Annotated in this window: 15 protein-coding genes; 5 read left to right on the forward strand and 10 right to left on the reverse strand. The window is 63.8% G+C overall.

Going from position 1 to position 19,406, the window contains the following annotated elements; genetic code table 11:
- Positions 1–92: 92 nt before the first annotated feature.
- The 3 genes from IVB40_RS19470 to IVB40_RS19480 all read left to right on the forward strand — a co-directional run bounded on the left by IVB40_RS19470 (position 93) and on the right by IVB40_RS19480 (position 2,839).
- Positions 93–785, forward strand: coding sequence for a peroxiredoxin (locus tag IVB40_RS19470; RefSeq protein ID WP_247819563.1), 693 nt, complete (start codon positions 93–95; stop codon positions 783–785).
- A gap of 110 nt (positions 786–895) precedes the next feature.
- Positions 896–2,254, forward strand: a complete 1,359-nt coding sequence (locus tag IVB40_RS19475) for a M23 family metallopeptidase (protein WP_247816022.1) — start codon at positions 896–898, stop codon at positions 2,252–2,254.
- 99 nt (positions 2,255–2,353) lie between these two features.
- Positions 2,354–2,839 (forward strand): low affinity iron permease family protein, encoded by a 486-nt coding sequence (locus IVB40_RS19480; RefSeq protein WP_247286222.1) that lies wholly within the window; start codon positions 2,354–2,356, stop codon positions 2,837–2,839.
- 27 nt (positions 2,840–2,866) lie between these two features.
- Here the strand turns inward: IVB40_RS19480 and IVB40_RS19485 are convergent, their stop codons facing one another.
- From IVB40_RS19485 to IVB40_RS19520, 9 genes are all read right to left on the reverse strand, one after another.
- A complete protein-coding gene (locus IVB40_RS19485) occupies positions 2,867–4,102 on the reverse strand; it encodes an ABC transporter substrate-binding protein (protein ID WP_247361249.1) in 1,236 nt (411 codons plus the stop codon).
- 108 nt (positions 4,103–4,210) lie between these two features.
- Positions 4,211–5,122: a DMT family transporter gene (locus IVB40_RS19490; protein ID WP_027569843.1), complete on the reverse strand. Its 912-nt coding sequence runs from the start codon at positions 5,120–5,122 to the stop codon at positions 4,211–4,213.
- A 290-nt stretch (positions 5,123–5,412) separates the two neighbouring features.
- The gene (locus IVB40_RS35795) at positions 5,413–5,544 is read right to left on the reverse strand and encodes a hypothetical protein (protein WP_256468198.1); all 132 of its coding nucleotides are present in this window, start codon (positions 5,542–5,544) and stop codon (positions 5,413–5,415) included.
- Positions 5,544–6,104: a Clp protease N-terminal domain-containing protein gene (locus IVB40_RS19495; protein ID WP_247816023.1), complete on the reverse strand. Its 561-nt coding sequence runs from the start codon at positions 6,102–6,104 to the stop codon at positions 5,544–5,546. The genes IVB40_RS35795 and IVB40_RS19495 overlap by 1 nt, the downstream gene beginning before the upstream one ends.
- Positions 6,105–6,521: 417 nt before the next feature.
- Positions 6,522–6,893, reverse strand: coding sequence for a T6SS immunity protein Tdi1 domain-containing protein (locus tag IVB40_RS19500; RefSeq protein WP_197031197.1), 372 nt, complete (start codon positions 6,891–6,893; stop codon positions 6,522–6,524).
- A 189-nt stretch (positions 6,894–7,082) separates the two neighbouring features.
- The gene (locus IVB40_RS19505) at positions 7,083–7,964 is read right to left on the reverse strand and encodes an NAD(P)-dependent oxidoreductase (protein WP_247816025.1); all 882 of its coding nucleotides are present in this window, start codon (positions 7,962–7,964) and stop codon (positions 7,083–7,085) included.
- Positions 7,964–9,095 (reverse strand): peptide chain release factor 2 gene (gene prfB / locus IVB40_RS19510; protein ID WP_155809971.1). Its coding sequence is split into 2 segments (ribosomal slippage): positions 7,964–9,025 and positions 9,027–9,095, totalling 1,131 coding nucleotides; the frame shifts between segments, so codons are not numbered across the junction. Before prfB ends, IVB40_RS19505 begins: the two co-directional genes overlap by 1 nt.
- A 111-nt stretch (positions 9,096–9,206) precedes the next feature.
- Entirely contained in the window at positions 9,207–11,708 is a 2,502-nt protein-coding gene (locus IVB40_RS19515) for a penicillin-binding protein 1A (RefSeq protein ID WP_247286227.1), read from the reverse strand.
- A 319-nt stretch (positions 11,709–12,027) separates the two neighbouring features.
- Entirely contained in the window at positions 12,028–13,320 is a 1,293-nt protein-coding gene (locus IVB40_RS19520; protein ID WP_247816027.1) for an N-acetylmuramoyl-L-alanine amidase, read from the reverse strand.
- 702 nt (positions 13,321–14,022) lie between these two features.
- Here IVB40_RS19520 and IVB40_RS19525 point away from each other — a divergent pair.
- Positions 14,023–17,118 (forward strand): ribonuclease E/G, encoded by a 3,096-nt coding sequence (locus tag IVB40_RS19525; protein ID WP_247816028.1) that lies wholly within the window; start codon positions 14,023–14,025, stop codon positions 17,116–17,118.
- Between the two features lie 64 nt (positions 17,119–17,182).
- Positions 17,183–18,415 (forward strand): FAD-dependent oxidoreductase, encoded by a 1,233-nt coding sequence (locus IVB40_RS19530; RefSeq protein WP_247461928.1) that lies wholly within the window; start codon positions 17,183–17,185, stop codon positions 18,413–18,415.
- Between the two features lie 73 nt (positions 18,416–18,488).
- On the opposite strand, the gene IVB40_RS19535 is transcribed toward IVB40_RS19530, so the two are convergent.
- On the reverse strand, positions 18,489–19,325 hold the full coding sequence (locus tag IVB40_RS19535; protein ID WP_247816030.1) for a helix-turn-helix transcriptional regulator: 837 nt from the start codon (positions 19,323–19,325) through the stop codon (positions 18,489–18,491).
- Positions 19,326–19,406: the final 81 nt, after the last annotated feature.

Consider the following 19,406-nt stretch of genomic DNA (forward strand, 5'->3'; position numbering starts at 1 on the left):
ACTCATCCAGCCGAAGGCACGATTCCGGCATACCGGAAAAAGGCTGCAATACCGCTTTGGTTGACCCGCCGAAAGCGACGAAAGGAAGGCGTATGTCCAAGAAATCCCGAAAGAAATCGTCCAAAACGCCCTCCGTCAGTCCGACGGCTAAAAAGACGCCCGTGAAAGCGCGGGCTGCGACTCAAACTAAGTCCGCGAAAACACAGCGGACACCGGCGAGCAAATCAACTGGGACCATAGCAAAGACAGCATCGCATAAGGCCGCACCGAAACGGTTAAATTCTTCCAAATCGGCATCAGCGCCCAAAGCGACGACGAAGGCCGGCTTGGCCGAGGGTCAGAAGGCCCCCGCCTTCCGCCTGCCCCGCGACGGTGGCGGTGTCGTCGCGCTGTCGGATTATGCCGGCCAGAAGCTGGTCCTGTTCTTCTACCCCCGCGCCGACACGCCGGGCTGCACCAGGGAAGCCATCGACTTCACCCGGCTCACCGGCGCCTTCGCCAAGGCTGGCACCGCCGTGCTTGGTATCTCCGCCGACCCGATCAAGGCTCAGGACAAGTTCCGCGACAAGCACGGTCTGGGCGTGCCCCTGATCTCGGACGAGACGCACCAGATGCTGGAGGCCTACGGCGCCTGGGGCGAAAAGTCCATGTATGGCAAGAGCTTCCTGGGAATTCTTCGCACCACCGTGCTGCTTGGCGCCGACGGCAAGATTGCCCGGATCTGGCGCAATGTCCGGGTCGACGGCCACGCCGACGAGGTGCTGGAAGCCGCAAGGAGCCTTTAACCAATCATTTAAATTCAAGCGGTTCCGTTTCCGGAAAATTAACCATGACCGGCCCAGATTGCCGCGGCAATTAGGCCGCACGGACTCATCCGATCGGCGCGGGAGTGCCGATGTCGAAAAGTTCTGCCCAACTCTCGCAGTACCCCCAACATCACCCCCACGACCACGGCCGAGCCTTTCATCGCCGTGCTGCCGCGGTGGCAACCGCGCTTCCCCTTCCGGACACTGACGACGCCTACACCATCGTCCATCACGGCAAGCAGGTTCGCCTGGGGCCTGTGGTGTTCTGGATCGTGGTCGGCACGATCGTGTTGCTCGGGCTCTGGTCGGCCGCAACCGCGACCTATTTCGCCTTCCGCGACGACGTCCTCACCCGGCTGATCGCCCGGCAGGCCGAGATGCAATACGCCTATGAAGACCGCATCGCCGAGCTCCGCGCCAAGGTCGACCGCACCACCAGTCGGCAGCTGCTCGACCAGGAGCAGTTCGACCAGAAGCTCGACCAGATCATGAAGCGCCAGACGGCGCTGGAGTCCCGTGCCACGGCGCTCGGGTCCATGCCGGACGTGACCGGATCGATTCCCCGTTCCAGCCCGCAGCGTGGCGATGCCAGCCAGACGACGCAGGGCACGCCAAAGCCCTCACCGATCAGCGACACCGTGATCTTCCTGGCGCCGCCGGATCGCGAAGCGCGGCTCGAGTCGCGCGCGCCGACCCTCGCAGCTCCGCCCGTCAATCAATTCGCCAAGAACCAGGGATTCGACAACGTCGTCGTTCGGCTCACGACCTCGCTGGACCAGGTCGAGCGTCGTCAGATGGCGGCGCTCAACGCCGTCGAGGAAGGCATGGATTCGCGCATGCGCCGGATGCGCGGCGTCGTCAGCGATCTCGGCCTGAACCTCGCAAATCTCGAAGCCGCCGTACCACGCACGGCAATGGGCGGGCCTTTCGTACCCGTCAAGCTCACCGCCAGTTCGGGGCCGTTCGAGAAGCAGCTCTATCGCATCAACAGCACCCGCGCCGAGATGGACCGGCTCAATCGCACGCTCGCACTCGTGCCCTATCGCAAGCCCGTCATCGGCGAGGTCGAGTTCACCTCCGGCTTCGGCGTGCGCAGCGATCCGTTCCTCGGCCGGCCCGCGATGCACACCGGGCTCGACTTCCGCGCCGCGAGCGGCGATCCCGTTCGTGTCACTGCCAACGGCAAGGTCGTCTCCGCCGGCTGGTCCGGCGGCTACGGCCGCATGATCGAGGTCGATCACGGCAATGGCCTTGCGACCCGCTACGGCCATCTCTCCGAGATCAATGTCCGGGTCGGCGAGATCGTGAAGATCGGCCAGGTCGTCGGGCTCGTCGGGTCGACCGGCCGTTCCACCGGCCCGCACCTGCACTACGAAACCCGCATCGACGGCGAAGCAGTCGATCCGCAGAAATTCCTGCGCGCCGGCGTGCGCCTGAGCGCGGGCTAGGCTCGTTGAGAGTCCGCTCGCCTGGTTCCTGTTTACATCGCGGAACTTCGGAGTTCCCTCGACGTTAGATCGCAGCTCCCTTATCAGCGCGATCTTCCGATGCAACAGACCGATACCAAAGCTCGTCCGGCCAAGGGCAAAGCGAACCAGCCACGTAACAGCGCGGCTCAACTCTTCAGCGATATTGCTAACCGAACATCTCAAGCGGCCGGGCGCGCGCTAACATTCATGATTGCAGCCGGCATCATCCTGGTTTGGGCGGTCACCGGTCCCATCTTCCAGTATTCCGACACATGGCAGTTGGTGATCAACACCGGCACCACCATCGTGACGTTCCTGATGGTCTTCCTGATTCAGAATTCTCAGAATCGCGATAGCGCGGCGATCCAGGTGAAGCTTGACGAACTGATCCGGGTGAGCGCGGTGCAGAATTCCTTCGTCGGAATTGAGCATTTGACCGATGACGAGCTCGACGAGATCCGCACCAAATGTGAGCTTCGCGCCAACGCCGAAAAGGCCGGAGAAGAGACGGTCAAGAATACCGGCAAGAAGGCGAAACGCGCCGCCGATCTCGTCACCGAATAAGCGGGGGGACGCCGAAAATGGGGCTGACTACTGTCCGCGCTCGTGGCCGACCTCGCCCGTGATGACGTCGCCGAACAGCTCCCAGGCCTGTCCGTTGAAGCGCATCAGCTGCATCTGCTCGATCGGAAAATAATCGTCGGCGGAGGTGTTGACCATGATGCCGGGCAGCATCAGGTCGGTGTGAAAATCCTTCAGGTTCGTGGCCTGCTTCATGACGTTGTCTCGCGTGAGGTTGTCGCCGCACTGCTTCAGCACCTGCGCCATCGCCTCCGCCTGGACGTAGCCGTAAAGGTTGTTGGCGTTGGTCTTGTCCCCTTCGGGATAGTACTTGTCCATGAAGGTGCGCCACGCGATGACCGCCGGATCCTTGTCCCAGGTCGGGTCGGTCGGATCCTTCAGATATGCGGTCGAGATGATGTCCTTGGAATAGTCGAGCCCGGCGGGCTTGAGCACCGAGGCGATCGACGTAGCCGTATTGGCAAGGAAGAATTTCGGCTTCCAGCCGAGCTCGCCGACCTTCCGGATCGCCTGCGCCGAGCCTTTCGGCGCGGCCCATGAGAAGAAGATGTCGGCGCCGGAATCGTGAAGCGCAACGATCTGCGAGTCGATCGAAGGATCGCTGACCTCATAGGATTTGTCGGCGATGATCATATTGGCTTTGTCGCCGAGCCCATCCTTCAGGCCCTTGAACTGGTCCTTGCCGGCGTCGTCGTTCTGCCAGAGCACCGCGATCTTGCTGTTCGGAAACTTGTCACGGATATACTTCGCGTAGATCCGCCCCTCGCTCTGGTAGTTCGGCTGAAATCCCATGGTCCATGGGAAATTCTTGGGGTCGCCGAACTTGGTGCCGCCGGAGGCAACGAAGAGCTGCGGTACCTTCTTGGCGTTCATGTATTTCATGATCGCGGAGTTCGAGGGTGTGCCGAGCGGCTGGAAGATCAGCAACACCTCGTCGCTCTCCACCAGCTTGCGCGCCTGCTCGATCGCCTTCGGCGGGGAATAGGCGTCGTCATAGCTGATGAAATTGATCTTGCGCCCGTTGATGCCGCCCTGGTCGTTGATCATCTTGAAGAACGCGGCCTCGGTCTTGCCGATCACGCCATAGGACGACGCCGGCCCGCTATAGGGCATGATATTGCCGAGCTTGACTTCGGTGTCGGTGGCGCCGGGATCGTATTTCTTCTGCGCCAGGGCCGGTGTCGTGACGAGCACGCCGGCAGCAAAAATGGCGAGGGCAGCAAAATTATTGCGACGACCCGGCATCGTTCTCTCCCCTGTGTTTTGTAGTCTTGTTTTGCTGGGAGTGTCGCAAGGTGGCTCTCGGCTGGCAAGCGCCGCGATTTTCCGCGAGGTGAAACGGCGGCTCTGGAACTATGTGCCGCGCCGCAACAGGTTCAGAACGCGCCCATCAATCACCAGCAATGCGCTGCCGATCACGATCGCGCCCGCGATCTCGCGCATCGAGATCGGCTCGCCCAGCACCAGCCATCCCAGAAGAATGGCGGTGACGGGAATGACCAGCGTCACCAGCATCACATTGGTCGCGCCTGAGCGCCGCAGGATCTGGAAGAAGACGATGTAGGCGAGGGCCGTCGACAAGCCGGCAAGGCCAAGCACAGCGAGCCACGTTGTCGCGCCCGGCATCGGGAGACGCCACGGCTGCTCCATCGCGCCGGCGACGATCGCCATCATCACCGTGGAAGCCATCAGTTGAAATGCTGCCGTCCCCAGCGGGGCTGCGTCCTTCAACAACCGCCGCGCCGCTAGCGCCGCAAAGCCATAGCTGAAGGCGCTGCCGAGGCAGAGCAGGATGCCGAGCCCCTGCCCTGCCCGTGTTTCAACGCCCCATCCGCGCAGGATGATCACGCCGGCAAGCCCGAGGGCAACGCCGGCCACGCGGCGCAGCCGTAAGGCCTCTTCGCCTGCCGCGGCCATCACGATCACCGTGAACAGCGGCGTGGTGGCATTCAGGATCGACGCCAGCCCGCTTGGAATGAAAGTCTGGCCGATCACGATCAGCGAGAACGGGATGACATTGTTGAGGAGCCCTATCGCGATGAACGGCTTCCAGCCGGCTATGCCCCGGGGGAAACTGATGCCCTGCATGCGGAGCAGCGGCAGCAGAATGGCCGATCCGAGTGCAACTCGCAAAAGCACCAGCGTGAGCGGCGGCAATTCCCGCAGCGCAGCGCCGTTGAAAAAGAACGAGCCGCCCCAGAGGACCGAGAGCACAGCGAGCAGCGACCAGTCGCGCGCGTCGATCCGTTTGTGGTTCGGGGGCATGGTGTCTCGTATCAGTGACCAAGGCGGTCGCTTATACGACATGGCGGACATTGCCACCCGATTTCCGATGAATGCCGGTTTATGAAACCGATCCCGACAATGAATGGGGCGATCGAATTTCTCCCACGCGATGCTGACCGGCCAGGACGCGTAACTCATAAACCCGATCAGCCCGCGGAGGCGGCGCCTTGTCCGTTCAGTTTTCAATTGCGGACACAGCGAGGTCGCCCCAACTGGTCGGCTAAGGGCCAGTTACAGAAGTCCCGAAATTGGGCACGGCCCCGAACTGATCAGGGCGCAGCGGTGCCATCTCGCTTGGCAATGCCGCGTTCGACGATGTTCGCCGCATCCTCAGCGGTCATGCTTTGATTGTAGAGCCGCCGCACTGCCGGGCTCAACCGCTCGGCAAAGATAACGACCATCACATTGCGCCGGTGACTTCCTGCTGGCCCATCTGCTCGGCGTGTGCCTCCGCGCGCTGCATCACGCGCTGAAACGCCGCCGATGGTCGCGATCCGCCGAGGGATCTACCAGGTTCGACCACGATGGCCCGCAGTTCGTTGTCGATGTAGTCGGTCAAGCTCTTCTGGAGCGCGGCAAGATCGACACCGCACGCCCGCAATGCCTTCGAAGCATTCCCATCATCGGTCAGCGCAAGCAGCAGATGTTCTAGCGTCGTGTACTGGTGTCTGCGTGCGTCGCCGTAGCTGAGCGCATGCTGCAGAGTGAGTTCAAGCTCGGTAGAATACCGAGGTGCCCGAGGCCTGATCCCCGCGTCGATTGCGCCCGGTGGCGTGGCAACCTCGGTGCGGCCAGCCGTGACTTCGCCGCGAATTGCAGCGGCAAGCGTATTCCAGTCGGAAACTCCAAATGCCTTTGCAACCAGTTCAAGACTTTGACTGTTTGTGATCTTTAGGTTTTGGTGCGCCAAGAAGCTTCGAACCGTGTGTGCCATAGCCTTGGCATCGCGAAAATCGCGCATGACCTTTCATCCTTTGCTTGAACGAAAAAGAGGTGCCAGGAGCTTGCGTTGCTGACCCGTTCGTTCGGGCAAAGGGCTATGAAAGACCTGTGATACGTTCACCGTCCCCGTTGGGGCGCAAGCAGCAGGTCGTATCTACCTTCCAAGGTAGAATGATCCGGATGCAAAACGCTGTCAATTACCTTTGACGCGATAGATCATGTCCGAGTTGGGTCATTCGCGCCGGTTTGCCCGAGAGGCAGTGACTTCCGGTCTATCCAGATAAGCGGACGTGGTCAGATCGGGCCGGCAGGTCTCGAACGGGCCAAATGCAGACTTATTGGAGCCATGGGAAACGCGCTTTCGCTTCTCGTTCAGCGACGGCTGGCGTTTGGAGAACAGTAGAAGTGCGCACAAGGGAGTACCACACTCTGAAGCTTAATCGGTGATCTTTAGCCGGATCTGGGCACCGTCGGGAAGATCATTGATCTGTTTCGCAACGTGGCCCGAGAATGAGATCAGTTCTGCTCTATCGATAGTTCCAATATTGGCGAGCGCGTAAGCACCGCCCAGGGTGGCGGGGATTTTCAGGCAGTAGCATCGCTGAGCATCTGGCATTCCCAACGTTGTGCGAACTTGTTCAACGAGTTCGCGCATAGTCCAATCTTTCAAGAATTCGTCCGTATCTTGCAGCCTTGCAAAGTTCTCTCCGTTGATCGCGACAACCTCGCAAGTCAATTCCTCTGGGCAGATGCGCCAATATTGCCCGTCTTCATCAGTGAAGATCACATTGCCAAATTCATTCTGCATGACAAATGCACGTGGCCGTACCCCCCGCCAACCCCAAGCATCAGCTATCTCATTAAGGATGTGCATCGCATCATGCTATAGGTGTGAAGGTCACCCGCCAATGTCTCGTTCGGGTCACAAGCCGCCGAACACCTTCAAGGTCGGAGACTTCCGCTTTGCGTTGCTAAGCTGAAGTTTATGAGTCCACACCTAGGACGTTTTCTTCGGCCGCGACACCAGCTCGATCATCTTGCCTTCATCGTCATCCGGCATCGCAGCTTTTGCCTGCGCGTAGGCCTCCACCGCGGCGCGCGCGACCAGCGGCTTGTCGGCCAGCAGGCTCTCGGCGAGCTTCACCGCGTAGGCGGCATCCTTGTGCCGCAGTGCCGCCGTGAACGTTGCGCCGGAAAAATCGCGGGCGACCATGCGCCTGGAGTGGCGCTGCACCTGCGGGCTCGCGGCGACGCCAGCCTGAATCGAGTCCAGCACCAGATTCATGTCGAGCCCGGCCTGCTCGGCGATGGCAAGTCCCTCGGCGAGGCCGGCGATCTGGATCGCGCCCATCAGATTGTTGATCAGCTTGTAGACCGTGCCGGAGCCGACCGAGCCGAAATGGCGGATGGTCGAACCGATCGGTGTCAGATAGGGCCGCGCGCGTTCGAGATCGGCCGCATCGGCGCCAACGAGCAGCGTCAGCTTTCCGCTCGCGGCCGCATCCGGCAATCCCGTCACGGGGCAATCGATATAGATCAGCCCGCGCGCGTTCATTTCGCGGCCCATCTCGCGCGCATGGTCATAGGAGACGGTGGAGCATTCGATCGCGATGGTGCCAGCCTTCGCCGTCTTGGCTGCGCCCTTGGGGCCGAGCCAGACTGCGCGCGAGGCCTCGTCATCGGCGACCATGGTCACGACGGCGTCGGCGTCGATCGCTGCGTCCTCGGGCGAGGTCGCCCACAGCGCGCCGCGCGCGATCAGGTCTTCCGCTTTTGTTTTGCTGCGATTCCACAGCGTCACCGTAAAACCGGCATCGAGATAGCGGCCGGCCATGCCATGGCCCATCCGTCCAAGCCCGATGAAGGCGATGCGGAGCATCAGTCGACGTCCTCGATGTCGGCGCCGGGAGTGCCGAAGGCGCGCTGCGCCAGGGTTGCGGCCATGAACTCGTCGAGATCGCCCCCGAGCACGCCTGAGGTGTCCGAGGTCTGCACACCCGTGCGCAGGTCCTTCACCATCTGGTAGGGCTGCAGCACGTAGGAGCGGATCTGGTGGCCCCAGCCGATGTCGGTCTTGGCGGCCTGGTCGGCGGCGGCCTTCTCCTCGCGCCGCTTCAGCTCGATCTGGTAAAGCCGGGCGCGCAGCATGTCCCAGGCCTGCGCCTTGTTCTTGTGCTGCGAGCGGCCGGCCTGGCAGACCACGGCGACGCCGGTCGGGATATGCGTCAGTCGTACCGCGGACTCGGTCTTGTTGACGTGCTGGCCGCCGGCACCACCAGAGCGCATGGTGTCGACGCGAACGTCGGATTCCTTGATGTCGATCTTGATGGTGTCGTCGATCACCGGAAACACGGCTACGGATGAGAACGAGGTGTGCCGCCGCGCGTTTGAATCGAATGGAGAGATCCGCACCAGGCGGTGCACGCCCGCCTCGGTCTTGAGCCAGCCATAGGCATTGTGACCGGAGACCTGGATGGTCGCGGACTTGATGCCGGCCTCTTCGCCCTCGGACTCTTCCAGCATCTCGACCTTGAAGCCGCGGGTTTCGGCCCAGCGCGAGTACATGCGGAGCAGCATCTGCGCCCAGTCCTGGCTCTCGGTGCCACCGGCGCCGGCATGCACTTCGAGATAGGAATCGAAACTATCGGCCTCGCCCGACAGCAGCGCCTCGAGTTCGCGTCGGGCGACTTCCTTCTTGAGGGTCTTGAGCGCGGCTTCGGCTTCCTTGACGACGCCCTCATCGCCCTCGGCTTCGCCGAGCTCGATCATGCCGATGTCGTCTTCGAGCTCCTGCTCGACCTTGCCGATGCCGGAGAGCGCATCCTCGAGCGAGGTGCGCTCCTGCATCAATTTCTGGGCTTTCTGGGGATCGTTCCAGAGGTTGGGATCTTCTGCGAGCTTGTTCAGCTCAGCGAGGCGCGCCGTCGATTTCTCGACGTCAAAGATGCCTCCTCAGCAGCCCGACAGACTGCTTGATCTCTTCTACCAACCGTTCGATTTCGGCGCGCATGTGATTCTCGGGTCTCGCGGAATTGTTCCGCGTCTCGTTGCAACGGGATGTAGCGGCGGCGGCTGCAAAGCGCAACCGCCGCGGCGAAGAACGCCCTTTTTGTCCTAAGCCCTAGTACAGCCCGCCGGTGCCCGGCCGCATGAAGAAACCGGAATCCGGCTGCTGCTGCTGTGACGCCGGCATGCGGCCGTCGGCATCGGCAACGCCGATGACCGAATAATTATCCGGCGGCGCCGTGCCCGGCTTGAAGGCTTCGAGGATTGTTCCGCCGGTCTCGCCTGGACCGGCGCGCATGCCAGACTTGGCGACGACCCGCACCAGCTTGATGCCGGCCGGCACCTTGAACGGGACCGCCGGCTTGTCGGCGAGCGCGAGCTGGAGGAAGTCGCGTGCGATGGGAGCCGCCAGATGGCCGCCGGTCGCGGCGTTACCCTTGCCGAGCGGACGCGGCTTGTCGTAGCCCATATAGATGGCAACGGCGACGTCGGGCGAGAAGCCGACGAACCAGGCGTCCTTGGCCTCGTTGGTGGTGCCGGTCTTGCCGGCGATCGGCTTGCCGACCTGCTTGACCACGGTCGCGGTACCAGCCTGGACCACGCCTTCCATCAGCTCTGTGATCTGATAGGCGGTCATGGAATCCAGCACCTGCTCGCGGCGGTCGATCAGCTGCGGCTCGTTCTGGTTCTTCCAGCCGCCCGGCGCGTCGCAGCCGCGGCATTCGCGCTGGTCGTGCTTAAAGATGGTGTGGCCGTAGCGATCCTGGATCCGGTCGATCAGAGTCGGCTTCACCCGGCGGCCGCCATTGGCGAGCATCGAATAGGCCGTGACCATGCGCATCGCCGTAGTCTCGCCGGCGCCGAGCGCGTAGGAGAGATAGTTCGGCAGTTCGTCATAAACGCCGAAGCGGCGGGCATATTCGCCGATCAGGGGCATGCCGATGTCCTGGGCGAGGCGCACCGTCACCGTGTTGAGCGACTGCCGCAGCGCATTGCGCAGCGTCACCGGCCCCTGGAATTTGCCCGAGGAGAAGTTTTCAGGCCGCCACACGCCGGCGCCCTGGCCCTGGTCGATTTCGATCGGAGCGTCGAGCACGACAGTCGAGGGCGTATAGCCGTTGTCGAGCGCGGCCGAGTAGACGATCGGCTTGAATGACGAACCGGGCTGCCGATAGGCCTGCGTGGCGCGGTTGAACTGGCTCTGGTCGAACGAGAAGCCACCGACCATCGCCAGCACGCGGCCGGTCCAGGGGTCCATCACCACCATCGCGCCGGACACTTCGGGAATCTGGCGCAGCCGGTACTGGCCCTCGACAGGCTGGGCGTCCTTGTACAGCGGATCGGCATAGATCACATCGCCGGGCTGAAGCACTTGCGACACCGCGCTCGCCGCCCTGCCCTTCGCAGCCCCCGAGGCCGCTCGTGCCCATTTGATGCCGTCGAGCGTGATGAGGCCGGTCTCGCGCTGCTTGCTAATGGCGCCGCCGAGTTCGCGACTCGGCTGGAAGCCGATGCGCGCCGACTGGTCGCTGGTCTCCAGCACCACCGCCATGCGCCATGGCGAGATATCGGACAGAGACTTGATCTCGGCGAGCTTGACGCCCCAGTCGCCCGAAATGTCGAGCTTGCTGATGGCGCCGCGATAGCCCTGCTGCTCGTCATAGTTGACGAGTCCGGCGACCATGGTCTTGCGCGCCATGACCTGGATCTTCGGATCGAGCGTGGTGCGGACCGAGAGGCCGCCCTCGTACAGCTTCTTCTCGCCATAGCGCTCGAAGATGTCGCGGCGCACTTCCTCGGCGAAATATTCGCCGGCGAAGGTGTGGGCGCCGTTGGAACGGCTGGTCACGGCCAGCGGCTCCTTGCGCGCCTTGTCGGCGTCGGCCTGCTTGACCCAGCCGTTCTCAACCAGACGATCGATGACGTAGTTGCGGCGCTCGATGGCGCGGTCGCGGTTGCGAACGGGATGCAGCGTCGCGGGCATCTTCGGCAGCGCCGCGAGATAGGACGCTTCTGCCACCGTCAGCTCGTTCACCGACTTGTCGAAATAAACCAGCGACGCAGCCGCGATGCCGTAGGCACCGAGGCCCAGATAGATTTCATTCAGATACAGCTCGAGGATCTTGTCCTTCGAGTAGGTCTTCTCGATCCGCATCGCCAGCAAGGCTTCCTTGATCTTGCGGGCGAAGGAGACTTCGTTGGTCAGAAGGAAGTTCTTGGCGACCTGCTGGGTGATCGTGGAAGCGCCCTGCGGGCGGCGATTGGAGCCGTAATTCTGGATGTAGACCACGCCGGCGCGCGCCATGCCGGTGTAGTCGATGCCGCCATGCTCGTAGAAATTCTTGTCCTCGGCCGCGAGGAAAGCGTTGATCACGAGCTTCGGCACCGCCTGGATCGGCAGGTAAAGCCGCCGCTCCTTGGCGTATTCGCCGAGAAGCGAGCCGTCGGTCGCGTGCACGCGGGTCATCACCGGCGGCTCGTAATCCTGAAGCTGAGAGTAGTCCGGCAAGTCCTTGGAGAAATGCCAGATCAGGCCTGCGATGGCACCGACCCCGACAAGGAACAACACCGTTCCCGCGGCGAACAGGAAGCCCATGAACCGCACCAGCAAGCGCATTATCTGTTTATCCGTTCAAACTCTGGATCAGCCCAAAGATCAGCCCAAGACCAGCTTAAGATCAGCCCTTGGCACCGAAAACAGGCACCAAACCATCGCGAATTCACCGGCCTTACTCAATACTATCAGTGCCGGACCCAAGACGCTTGCCGAGCGGGATTCTCGCCGATTCCGGAACCCCCTGCGGCGTTTTTATAAAGCGCCCGCTGTGGCCAAACTAGGGCTTTTGCGGCGGGACGGAAAATCACTCTCAATTCGACGATCCCCGGGTCGTCAGTTCGACGATCCCCCGGTCGTCAATTGGACGATCCCCCGGTCGTCAATTCGACGATCCGGCCGTGGCCATCCGCTTGGCCAAAAACCCGTCGATCGCCTGCGCCATCGAGCCCACCGCACGCGAACGCCATCCCTCGGAGACCAGATGCTCGAGGTCGCCCTTGTTGGAGACGTAGCCGATCTCGACCAGGACCGACGGCACATCGGGCGCCTTCAGCACCCGGAAGCCAGCCGACTTCAGGGGATGCTTGTGCATGCGCACCGTCGACTTCATTTCGCCCATCAACAGGCGGGCAAAACGACTTGAAAAGGTGCGGGTTTCCCGCTGGGTGAGATCGATCAGGATGTCGGCGACATCGGTCGGCTCCTCCGCGAGGTTGAAGCCGGCGATGGCGTCCGCCCGGTTTTCCGCATCCGCCAGCCGCTGCGCCTCGGCGTCTGATGCCTTGTCGGATAATGTGTAGATAGTCGCGCCCTGCGCATCGCCCTCGGCGCGCGGCAGCGCGTCGGCATGGATAGAGACGAACAACGCCGCCTTGAGGTTGCGGGCGACTTTGACCCGGTCGTTGAGCGGGATGAAGGTGTCGTCGTCCCGTGTCATCACCACGCGATATTTGCCGGTCTTTTCCAGCCGTTCGCGCAGTGCCAGGCTGAAGGCCAGCACCAGATTCTTCTCGCTCTCGCCGCTCGACTGCGTGCCGTTGTCGATGCCGCCATGGCCGGGATCGATGACGACCACCGCGCGGCCATCGGCCTTCTGCCCGGCTTCAGGGTGCGCAGATGCCGGAACCGTCGCGGGCGGCGGATCGGCAATTGCCGGCCGCAGCTCAGGGCGGTTTTCCGGAGCTAACGACGCCACGAAGGCGGTGCGCTCGACCTCCTCCAATTCGAGCACCAGCCGCGCCGGCTGACCGTTGGCAGCCTCCACCACGTAGGAATTGGCGATCTTGGCCGGGCCGGTCAGGTCGAACACGATTCGGGAGCCGCCGGGCATCACCAGCCCATAGCGGAAGGCCTTGACCAGTCCGCGTCCGCCGGAACCGGTGCCGGCGGGAAGTTGAAAATTAAGCTGGGGCACGTCGACCACCACCCGGTACGGGTCAGCCAAGGTGACGGCGCGGAAGGTCACGGTCTGGTCGATGTCGAGGACAAAGCGCGTTTGCCGGCCGTCGCCGGCCAGCCGGGCGGCCGAGGCCGTCGGGAAATTCGCTGATGCAACAGGGAGTTGAGGCTGACTTTCCGCAGCCTTCAGACGCGAGGAATCAGCACACGGCAATGCCGCCGCGCAGAGCAGCACGCATCCCAGCAGGATCCTTTGATTTGCGCGGCTCGCCACCGATTCCGTGCCTCCGAGCAGCCTCTTTAACGCAATAGAACCACAGGGTTAAACGATCCTTAATGACGGACACGCGAAACTCGCTGACTGTGACCGCCGTGCGACGCTCCTTGCACGGATGGCCCAATCCACGTATGTACGGAATGCTGACGGCCGATATTTCCGGTTGTGTCGCATTCAGCCTCCCGGTGCAGCGCCGGAACTCTCAAGGTTTGGGAATTCCAGCGTTTTCCGTTCCCCTCTAAGTCCAGCGCGGTGCGCGGCAGCGAGGTGGACGGGGCAAGCCCCGGCGGCGGACGGTCCCCGGTTACCACCACGTTTCCGGGACGGTTCTGACAGCGGCGCGACCCGTTACCCGGTCCCTTAATCCCAGGGGAACGGTTCGTAATACCCAAGGCGAGCGCGCTCGCGCCATGCCTGGCCAACAGCAACTGATTGAGGGGCGGCCCCGCCGCCCAATGTTTCATACGGGCCGACGCTTGATGCGCCAGACTGTGCCGACCAATTCCGAAGGACCATTCGCGACGCTGCGGAGTGACAATTCTGCGCGCCGCTTTGGTCCTCCGGCTTTCGGTTCGGCAAGGCGCGAGAGACGGTGTTTCGGCCTTCCCCTCACCCCCGAATCAGGTGGACCGTCGCGTCACCCGGCAGCGCTGATGGCGCCCACGGTGAATCGCGCCCGCCGCCGCCAAGAGTTAAGACATGCCCAACAAGATGTTGATCGATGCCACCCACCCGGAAGAGACCCGGGTCGTCGTGGTCCGCGGCAATCGCGTCGAAGAGTTTGATTTCGAGACCGCGCAACGCAAGCAACTGCGCGGGAATATCTACCTCGCCAAGGTCACAAGGGTCGAACCCTCGCTCCAGGCCGCTTTCGTCGAATATGGCGGCAACCGCCACGGCTTCCTCGCCTTCAGCGAAATCCATCCCGACTACTACCAGATCCCGGTTGCCGACCGGCAGGCGCTGATCGAAGCCGAGGAGCAGGCCCATCGCGAGGCCGAGGAAGAGAGCGAGAACCGCTCCCAGGGTCGCCGTCGCTCCCGCCACCGCAATTCCCGCCGCCGTAGTCATGGCGAGCGCGTCCGCAGCGACGTCGTCGAAGGCAGCGATCCCGCGGCCCGGCAGGTCCAGGGCGAGGCCCTGCCCGAGGGCGCGTCGCACGAGGGCGAGCACCTGCACGCCGGCGCAGAGCATCACGGCGAGCACGAAGGCCACGATCATCATGATCACGGCCACGAAGCACATGACCACGAAGGGCATGACCACGACGACCATCATCATGCCCATGGTGACGATCATCACGCGCACGAACATCACGACCACGATCATGGCGACCATGGTCATCACGACCATGATCATGCCGACGAGACACCGGCGCCTGTCGCAGCGATCGGTGCCGAGCCCGCGGTCGCCACCGAGGCCGTTGCCGAGCCGCAGGAGGTTGCCTCCGACGCACACGCCGACGACCTTGCCGAGGCCGTGACATCGGCTGCTGAGCCTGCCGACGCCGTTTACGCCGCAGGCGAGAGTGCGGAGCCTCCGCATCACGAATCCGAAGCCACGGCCGAGGATGACGACGAAGACGAGGACGACGAGGAAGCCGAAGAGGACGTCGTTGAATCCGTCGGCGGCGACGATGTGCTGGAGGAAGTGCCGGAACGCACCTTCCGCCCCCGCCGCCAGTACAAGATCCAGGAAGTCATCAAGCGCCGCCAGGTGATGCTGGTGCAGGTCGTCAAGGAAGAGCGCGGCAACAAGGGCGCGGCGCTGACGACCTACCTCTCGCTCGCCGGCCGCTATGCCGTCTTGATGCCGAACACCGCGCGCGGCGGCGGCATCAGCCGCAAGATCACGAGCGCGCAGGACCGTTCGCGCCTGAAGGAAGTGGTGCAGGATCTCGACGTGCCCGAGGGCATGGGGATCATTCTGCGCACCGCGGGTGCCGCCCGCACCAAGCCCGAGATCAAGCGCGATTTCGAGTACCTGATCCGGATGTGGGAGACGGTGCGCGACATGACGCTGAAGTCGCAGGCCCCGACCCTCGTCTACGAGGAAGGCTCGCTGATCAAGCGCTCGCTGCGCGACCTCTACAACAAGGAGATCGACGAGATCTCAGTTGCCGGTGAATCCGGTTACCGCGAAGCGCGCGACTTCATGAAGATGCTGATGCCCGCCAATGTGAGCGCGGTGAAGCAGTATCGCGACGGCCAGCCGCTGTTCTCGCGCATGGGCGTCGAAAGCCAGCTGGATGCGATGTTCTCGCCGACCGTGCAGCTGCGCTCCGGCGGCTACATCGTGATCAACCAGACCGAAGCGCTGGTTTCGATCGACGTCAACTCCGGACGCTCGACGCGCGAGCATCATATCGAGGACACCGCGCTCAAGACCAATCTCGAGGCCTCCGAGGAGGTCGCGCGTCAGCTTCGGCTGCGCGACCTCGCCGGCCTGATCGTCATCGACTTCATCGACATGGACGAGAAGCGCAACAACCGCGCGGTCGAACGCAAGATGTCCGATTGCCTCCGGCAGGACCGCGCGCGGATCCAGGTCGGACGCATCTCGCATTTCGGCCTGCTCGAGATGTCGCGCCAGCGCATCCGCGCCAGCGTGCTGGAGTCCTCGACCGATCCCTGCACGCATTGCGGCGGCACCGGCCATGTGCGCTCGGTGTCCTCGGTTGCGCTCCAGTTGCTGCGCGGCCTCGAAGAGATCCTGATGAAGGGCGCGACCCACAATCTGGTGGTCCGCACCCGCACTGACGTCGCGCTCTATGTGCTGAACCACAAGCGCGGCCATCTGCGCGACCTCGAGAACGGCTTCAAGGTCACGTTGGCGGTCATCGCCGACCCGAGCGTCAACGGACCTCAGGCCTATGTCATCGACCGCGGCGAGCAGGTGCATACGCTGGAAGCCGCCAAGGCTCTGCTGGCGGCCCAGGCGGCCGCAAGCCCGCCGCCCCTGGTCGAAGAGGCTTATGACGACGAGGAATTCGATCCCGAGACCGAATCCGAGGTCGAGACCGAGGAGACCGAAGGTCTCGCCGAGGAGCAGACCGCAGGCGAGCAGACCGCAGGCGACGCTACCGAGCAGGACAGCCAGCGCCGCAAGCGTCGCCGTCGTCGCCGCGGTCGCGGTGGCCCGCGCGACGAGGAGACGCGCGAGGATGGCGCTCCCGCTCTTGCCGAGACGGCCATGGCGGCCGGCGAAGGCGAAGAGGATGCCGAGGCCGAGCCGGACGGCGAGGACGGCGAGGACCAGGCAGCCCGTGGCGAGCAGCAGGGCAGCGCGGACCGCCGCCGCCGGCGTGGTCGCCGTGGCGGACGCCGCCGGCGTGGTCCTGGCGAGGAAGGTCTCGCCGGCTCCATCGGCGACGAGCTCGCGGCCAATGCGCCGTCGGAAGCGACCGACGCAGTCGCCGATTTCGACGGTTTCAGCGGCGAGGCAGCGCCCTCGATCGCGCAGGCCGAGCACACCTCGCAGCCGCAGGTCACCCAGCCAGAGCCGCGCGCCGCGGCAAAGATCGAGGCAAGCATCGAGGCAACGGCCCGGCCTGAGCCGGCTCCTGCTGCCGCGGACGAAGAGAACGCCGACGACAAGGCCTCACGACGCCGTTCGACGGTTCGGGAAAAGGTGAGCTTCCTGTCGAGCAGCCAGAGTGAACCGGCGCCGGTTGCTCAGGCGCCCGAGCCGGTTGCCGCACCGGCTCCGGAGCCCGCGCCCGCAGCGGCAAGCGAAACGTCGGCCGCACCGCGTCGTGCCGGCTGGTGGTCGCGCCGCTTCGGCGGCGGCGAATAAAGCGAACAAAACTGTTGAAACCGCCCGGCCAAACCGGGCGGTTTTGATTTGCGAGGTCAGTTCGATGCAAAGCGTGATCGTCCTCGGCGGCGGCATGATCGGCGTCAGCGCGGCGCTGCACCTCCAGCAGCGCGGCTGGTCCGTCACGCTGATCGACCGCAGGGAGCCGGGCCGCGAGACCAGCTACGGCAATGCCGGCATGATCCAGGCGGAAGCGGTGCGCCCCTATCCGATGCCGCGCGACCTCGCCACGCTCCTGAAGATCGCGACCGGACGCACCAACGACGTGCGTTACAGCCTGTCATCGCTTCATCTCCATATCGAGCCCCTGCTGCGGTATTGGTGGCATTCGGCGCCGAAGCGGCATCGCGAAGCGATCGACGCCTGGGCACGGCTGATCGCCTACGCGACGGCGGAGCACGACATCCTCATTCGCGAAGCCCACGCCGACAATCTGATCCGCCGCGCGGGATACCGGCACCTGCATCGCGACGCAGCTTCGTTCGATCTCGCTGTCAAGGCGGCGGAAGAAGACCAGCGCGAATTCGGCGTGAGGTTTCGTACGCTCTCGGGCGCCGAGCTCGCCAAGGCCGAACCTGTCCTGCGCGACGACCTGCCCGGCGCGATCCATTGGCTCGACACCTGGACCGTGTCCGATCCCGGCGCGCTGGTCACGGCCTATGCCGATCTGTTCGAACGCCTCGGCGGCACCATCGTGCTAGGCGATGCCCAGAGCTTGCAGCAAACCGCGACCGGCTGGTCGGTCGGGACCGACGTTGGACGCATCGACGCCGCCCACGCCGTCGTGACGCTCGGGCCGTGGTCGCCGGATCTCCTGCTCAAATTCGGCTATCGCATCCCGCTGGTGCGCAAGCGCGGCTACCACATGCATTACAGCGGTGGCGCCTCGCTCGATCTGCCTCTGGTCGATAAAGCCGGTGGCTACGCCATGGGTCCGATGGCCAAAGGCATCCGCATCACCACCGGCGCGGAGCTGACCGGCCTGGACGCGCTCGCAACGCCCGTGCAGCTCGCCAGCGCGGAAGCCTCCGCGCGCGAGCTGATCGACCTCGGCAAGCGGGTCGAGCCCGATCCGTGGTTCGGCACCCGCCCCTGCACGCCCGACATGCTGCCGGTGCTCGGCCCCGCCCCACGCCATCCCGGCCTCTGGATGAACTTCGGCCACGGCCACCAGGGCTTTACGCTGGGACCCGCGACCGGGCGCCTGCTCGCCGAGATGATGAGCGGCGAAACGCCCGCGATCGATCCGACGCCGTACCGGCCGGAGCGATTCTAATTCGCAGTGTTGACGGCAAGCACCGCGCGCGCGTCGCCCGATGCAGGTTGAACGCGCGAGTTCGCAAATTCCGTCAGCCAGCGCGCTCGGCGAGAAGTGTCCTGATGCGTTCGGCATCATCAGGCGTCGCCGGATTGTAGACGACCATGCCGAGATCTGGCCTACCATCTACGGCAAAGGCCGAATATTCGAACGCGATCGGACCGAGCACGGGGTGGCGCAGATGCTTGACGCCTTCGCCATGGGCGCGGACGTCGTTGTCGCGCCATAGCGACGCGAATTCGGGGCTAAGGCGGCAGAGCTCATCGACGAAGTCGGCGACATGCGAGACGGCCCCGGCCCGCGCTGCATCCGCCCTGAAGGCGGCGACCACGAAGCGGGCCACACGGCCCCAGTCATGTTGCGCGGCGCGCACCCGCGGCTCGCAGAAGATCAACCGCAAGATGTTGCGTCGCTCCGGCGGGAGCTTGGCGTAATCGGTCAGCACGATGGTCGCGGCGCGATTCCAGGCAACGACGTCCCAGATTGCAGTTCTGATGATCGCCGGGCTGGTCTCCAGCGCGTCGAGCACGCGTTGCAGCCGCGGCGAGACGCCTTCGCTCGCCTGGTAGCGCACCTCGGGCGGGCGGCCGAGCCCGATCAGGAACAGGTGTTCACGCTCGACATCGGTCAGCATCAGCGCTCGCGCGATGCGGTCGAGCACATCGGGCGACGGCGCGCCGCCGCGGCCCTGCTCGAGCCAGGTGTACCAGGTTGGGCTGATATTGGCGCGCTGCGCCACCTCCTCGCGGCGGAGTCCCGGCGTACGCCTGCGGCTACCCGCGAAGCCGAACGCGGCGGCGTCGAGCCGGGTGCGCCGGTCCTTGAGGTAGGTCCCGAGCAGGTTTTCGGCTGAAGCTGTCTCGCTCATCCTGTTAGTTATTATACCCCGATAATGTCACTACTTTACCCGGATAATTCTAGCGCAGATCGTCGTCTCCACCAATCCTTG

It is taken from the genome of Bradyrhizobium sp. 40, from assembly GCF_023100925.1.
In the GTDB taxonomy this organism is placed as follows: Bacteria; Pseudomonadota; Alphaproteobacteria; order Rhizobiales; family Xanthobacteraceae; genus Bradyrhizobium.

Excerpts from the sequence above, each read along its gene's own strand:
- IVB40_RS19470 (WP_247819563.1), top strand. The coding sequence starts at position 93 with ATGTCCAAGAAATCCCGAAAGAAATCGTCCAAAACGCCCTCCGTCAGT.
- IVB40_RS19475 (WP_247816022.1), top strand. The coding sequence starts at position 896 with ATGTCGAAAAGTTCTGCCCAACTCTCGCAGTACCCCCAACATCACCCC.
- IVB40_RS19480 (WP_247286222.1), top strand. The coding sequence starts at position 2,354 with ATGCAACAGACCGATACCAAAGCTCGTCCGGCCAAGGGCAAAGCGAAC.
- IVB40_RS19485 (WP_247361249.1), bottom strand. The coding sequence starts at position 4,102 with ATGCCGGGTCGTCGCAATAATTTTGCTGCCCTCGCCATTTTTGCTGCC.
- IVB40_RS19490 (WP_027569843.1), bottom strand. The coding sequence starts at position 5,122 with ATGCCCCCGAACCACAAACGGATCGACGCGCGCGACTGGTCGCTGCTC.
- IVB40_RS35795 (WP_256468198.1), bottom strand. The coding sequence starts at position 5,544 with ATGGTCGTTATCTTTGCCGAGCGGTTGAGCCCGGCAGTGCGGCGGCTC.
- IVB40_RS19495 (WP_247816023.1), bottom strand. The coding sequence starts at position 6,104 with ATGCGCGATTTTCGCGATGCCAAGGCTATGGCACACACGGTTCGAAGC.
- IVB40_RS19500 (WP_197031197.1), bottom strand. The coding sequence starts at position 6,893 with ATGCAGAATGAATTTGGCAATGTGATCTTCACTGATGAAGACGGGCAA.
- IVB40_RS19505 (WP_247816025.1), bottom strand. The coding sequence starts at position 7,964 with ATGCTCCGCATCGCCTTCATCGGGCTTGGACGGATGGGCCATGGCATG.
- IVB40_RS19515 (WP_247286227.1), bottom strand. The coding sequence starts at position 11,708 with ATGCGCTTGCTGGTGCGGTTCATGGGCTTCCTGTTCGCCGCGGGAACG.
- IVB40_RS19525 (WP_247816028.1), top strand. The coding sequence starts at position 14,023 with ATGCCCAACAAGATGTTGATCGATGCCACCCACCCGGAAGAGACCCGG.
- IVB40_RS19530 (WP_247461928.1), top strand. The coding sequence starts at position 17,183 with ATGCAAAGCGTGATCGTCCTCGGCGGCGGCATGATCGGCGTCAGCGCG.
- IVB40_RS19535 (WP_247816030.1), bottom strand. The coding sequence starts at position 19,325 with ATGAGCGAGACAGCTTCAGCCGAAAACCTGCTCGGGACCTACCTCAAG.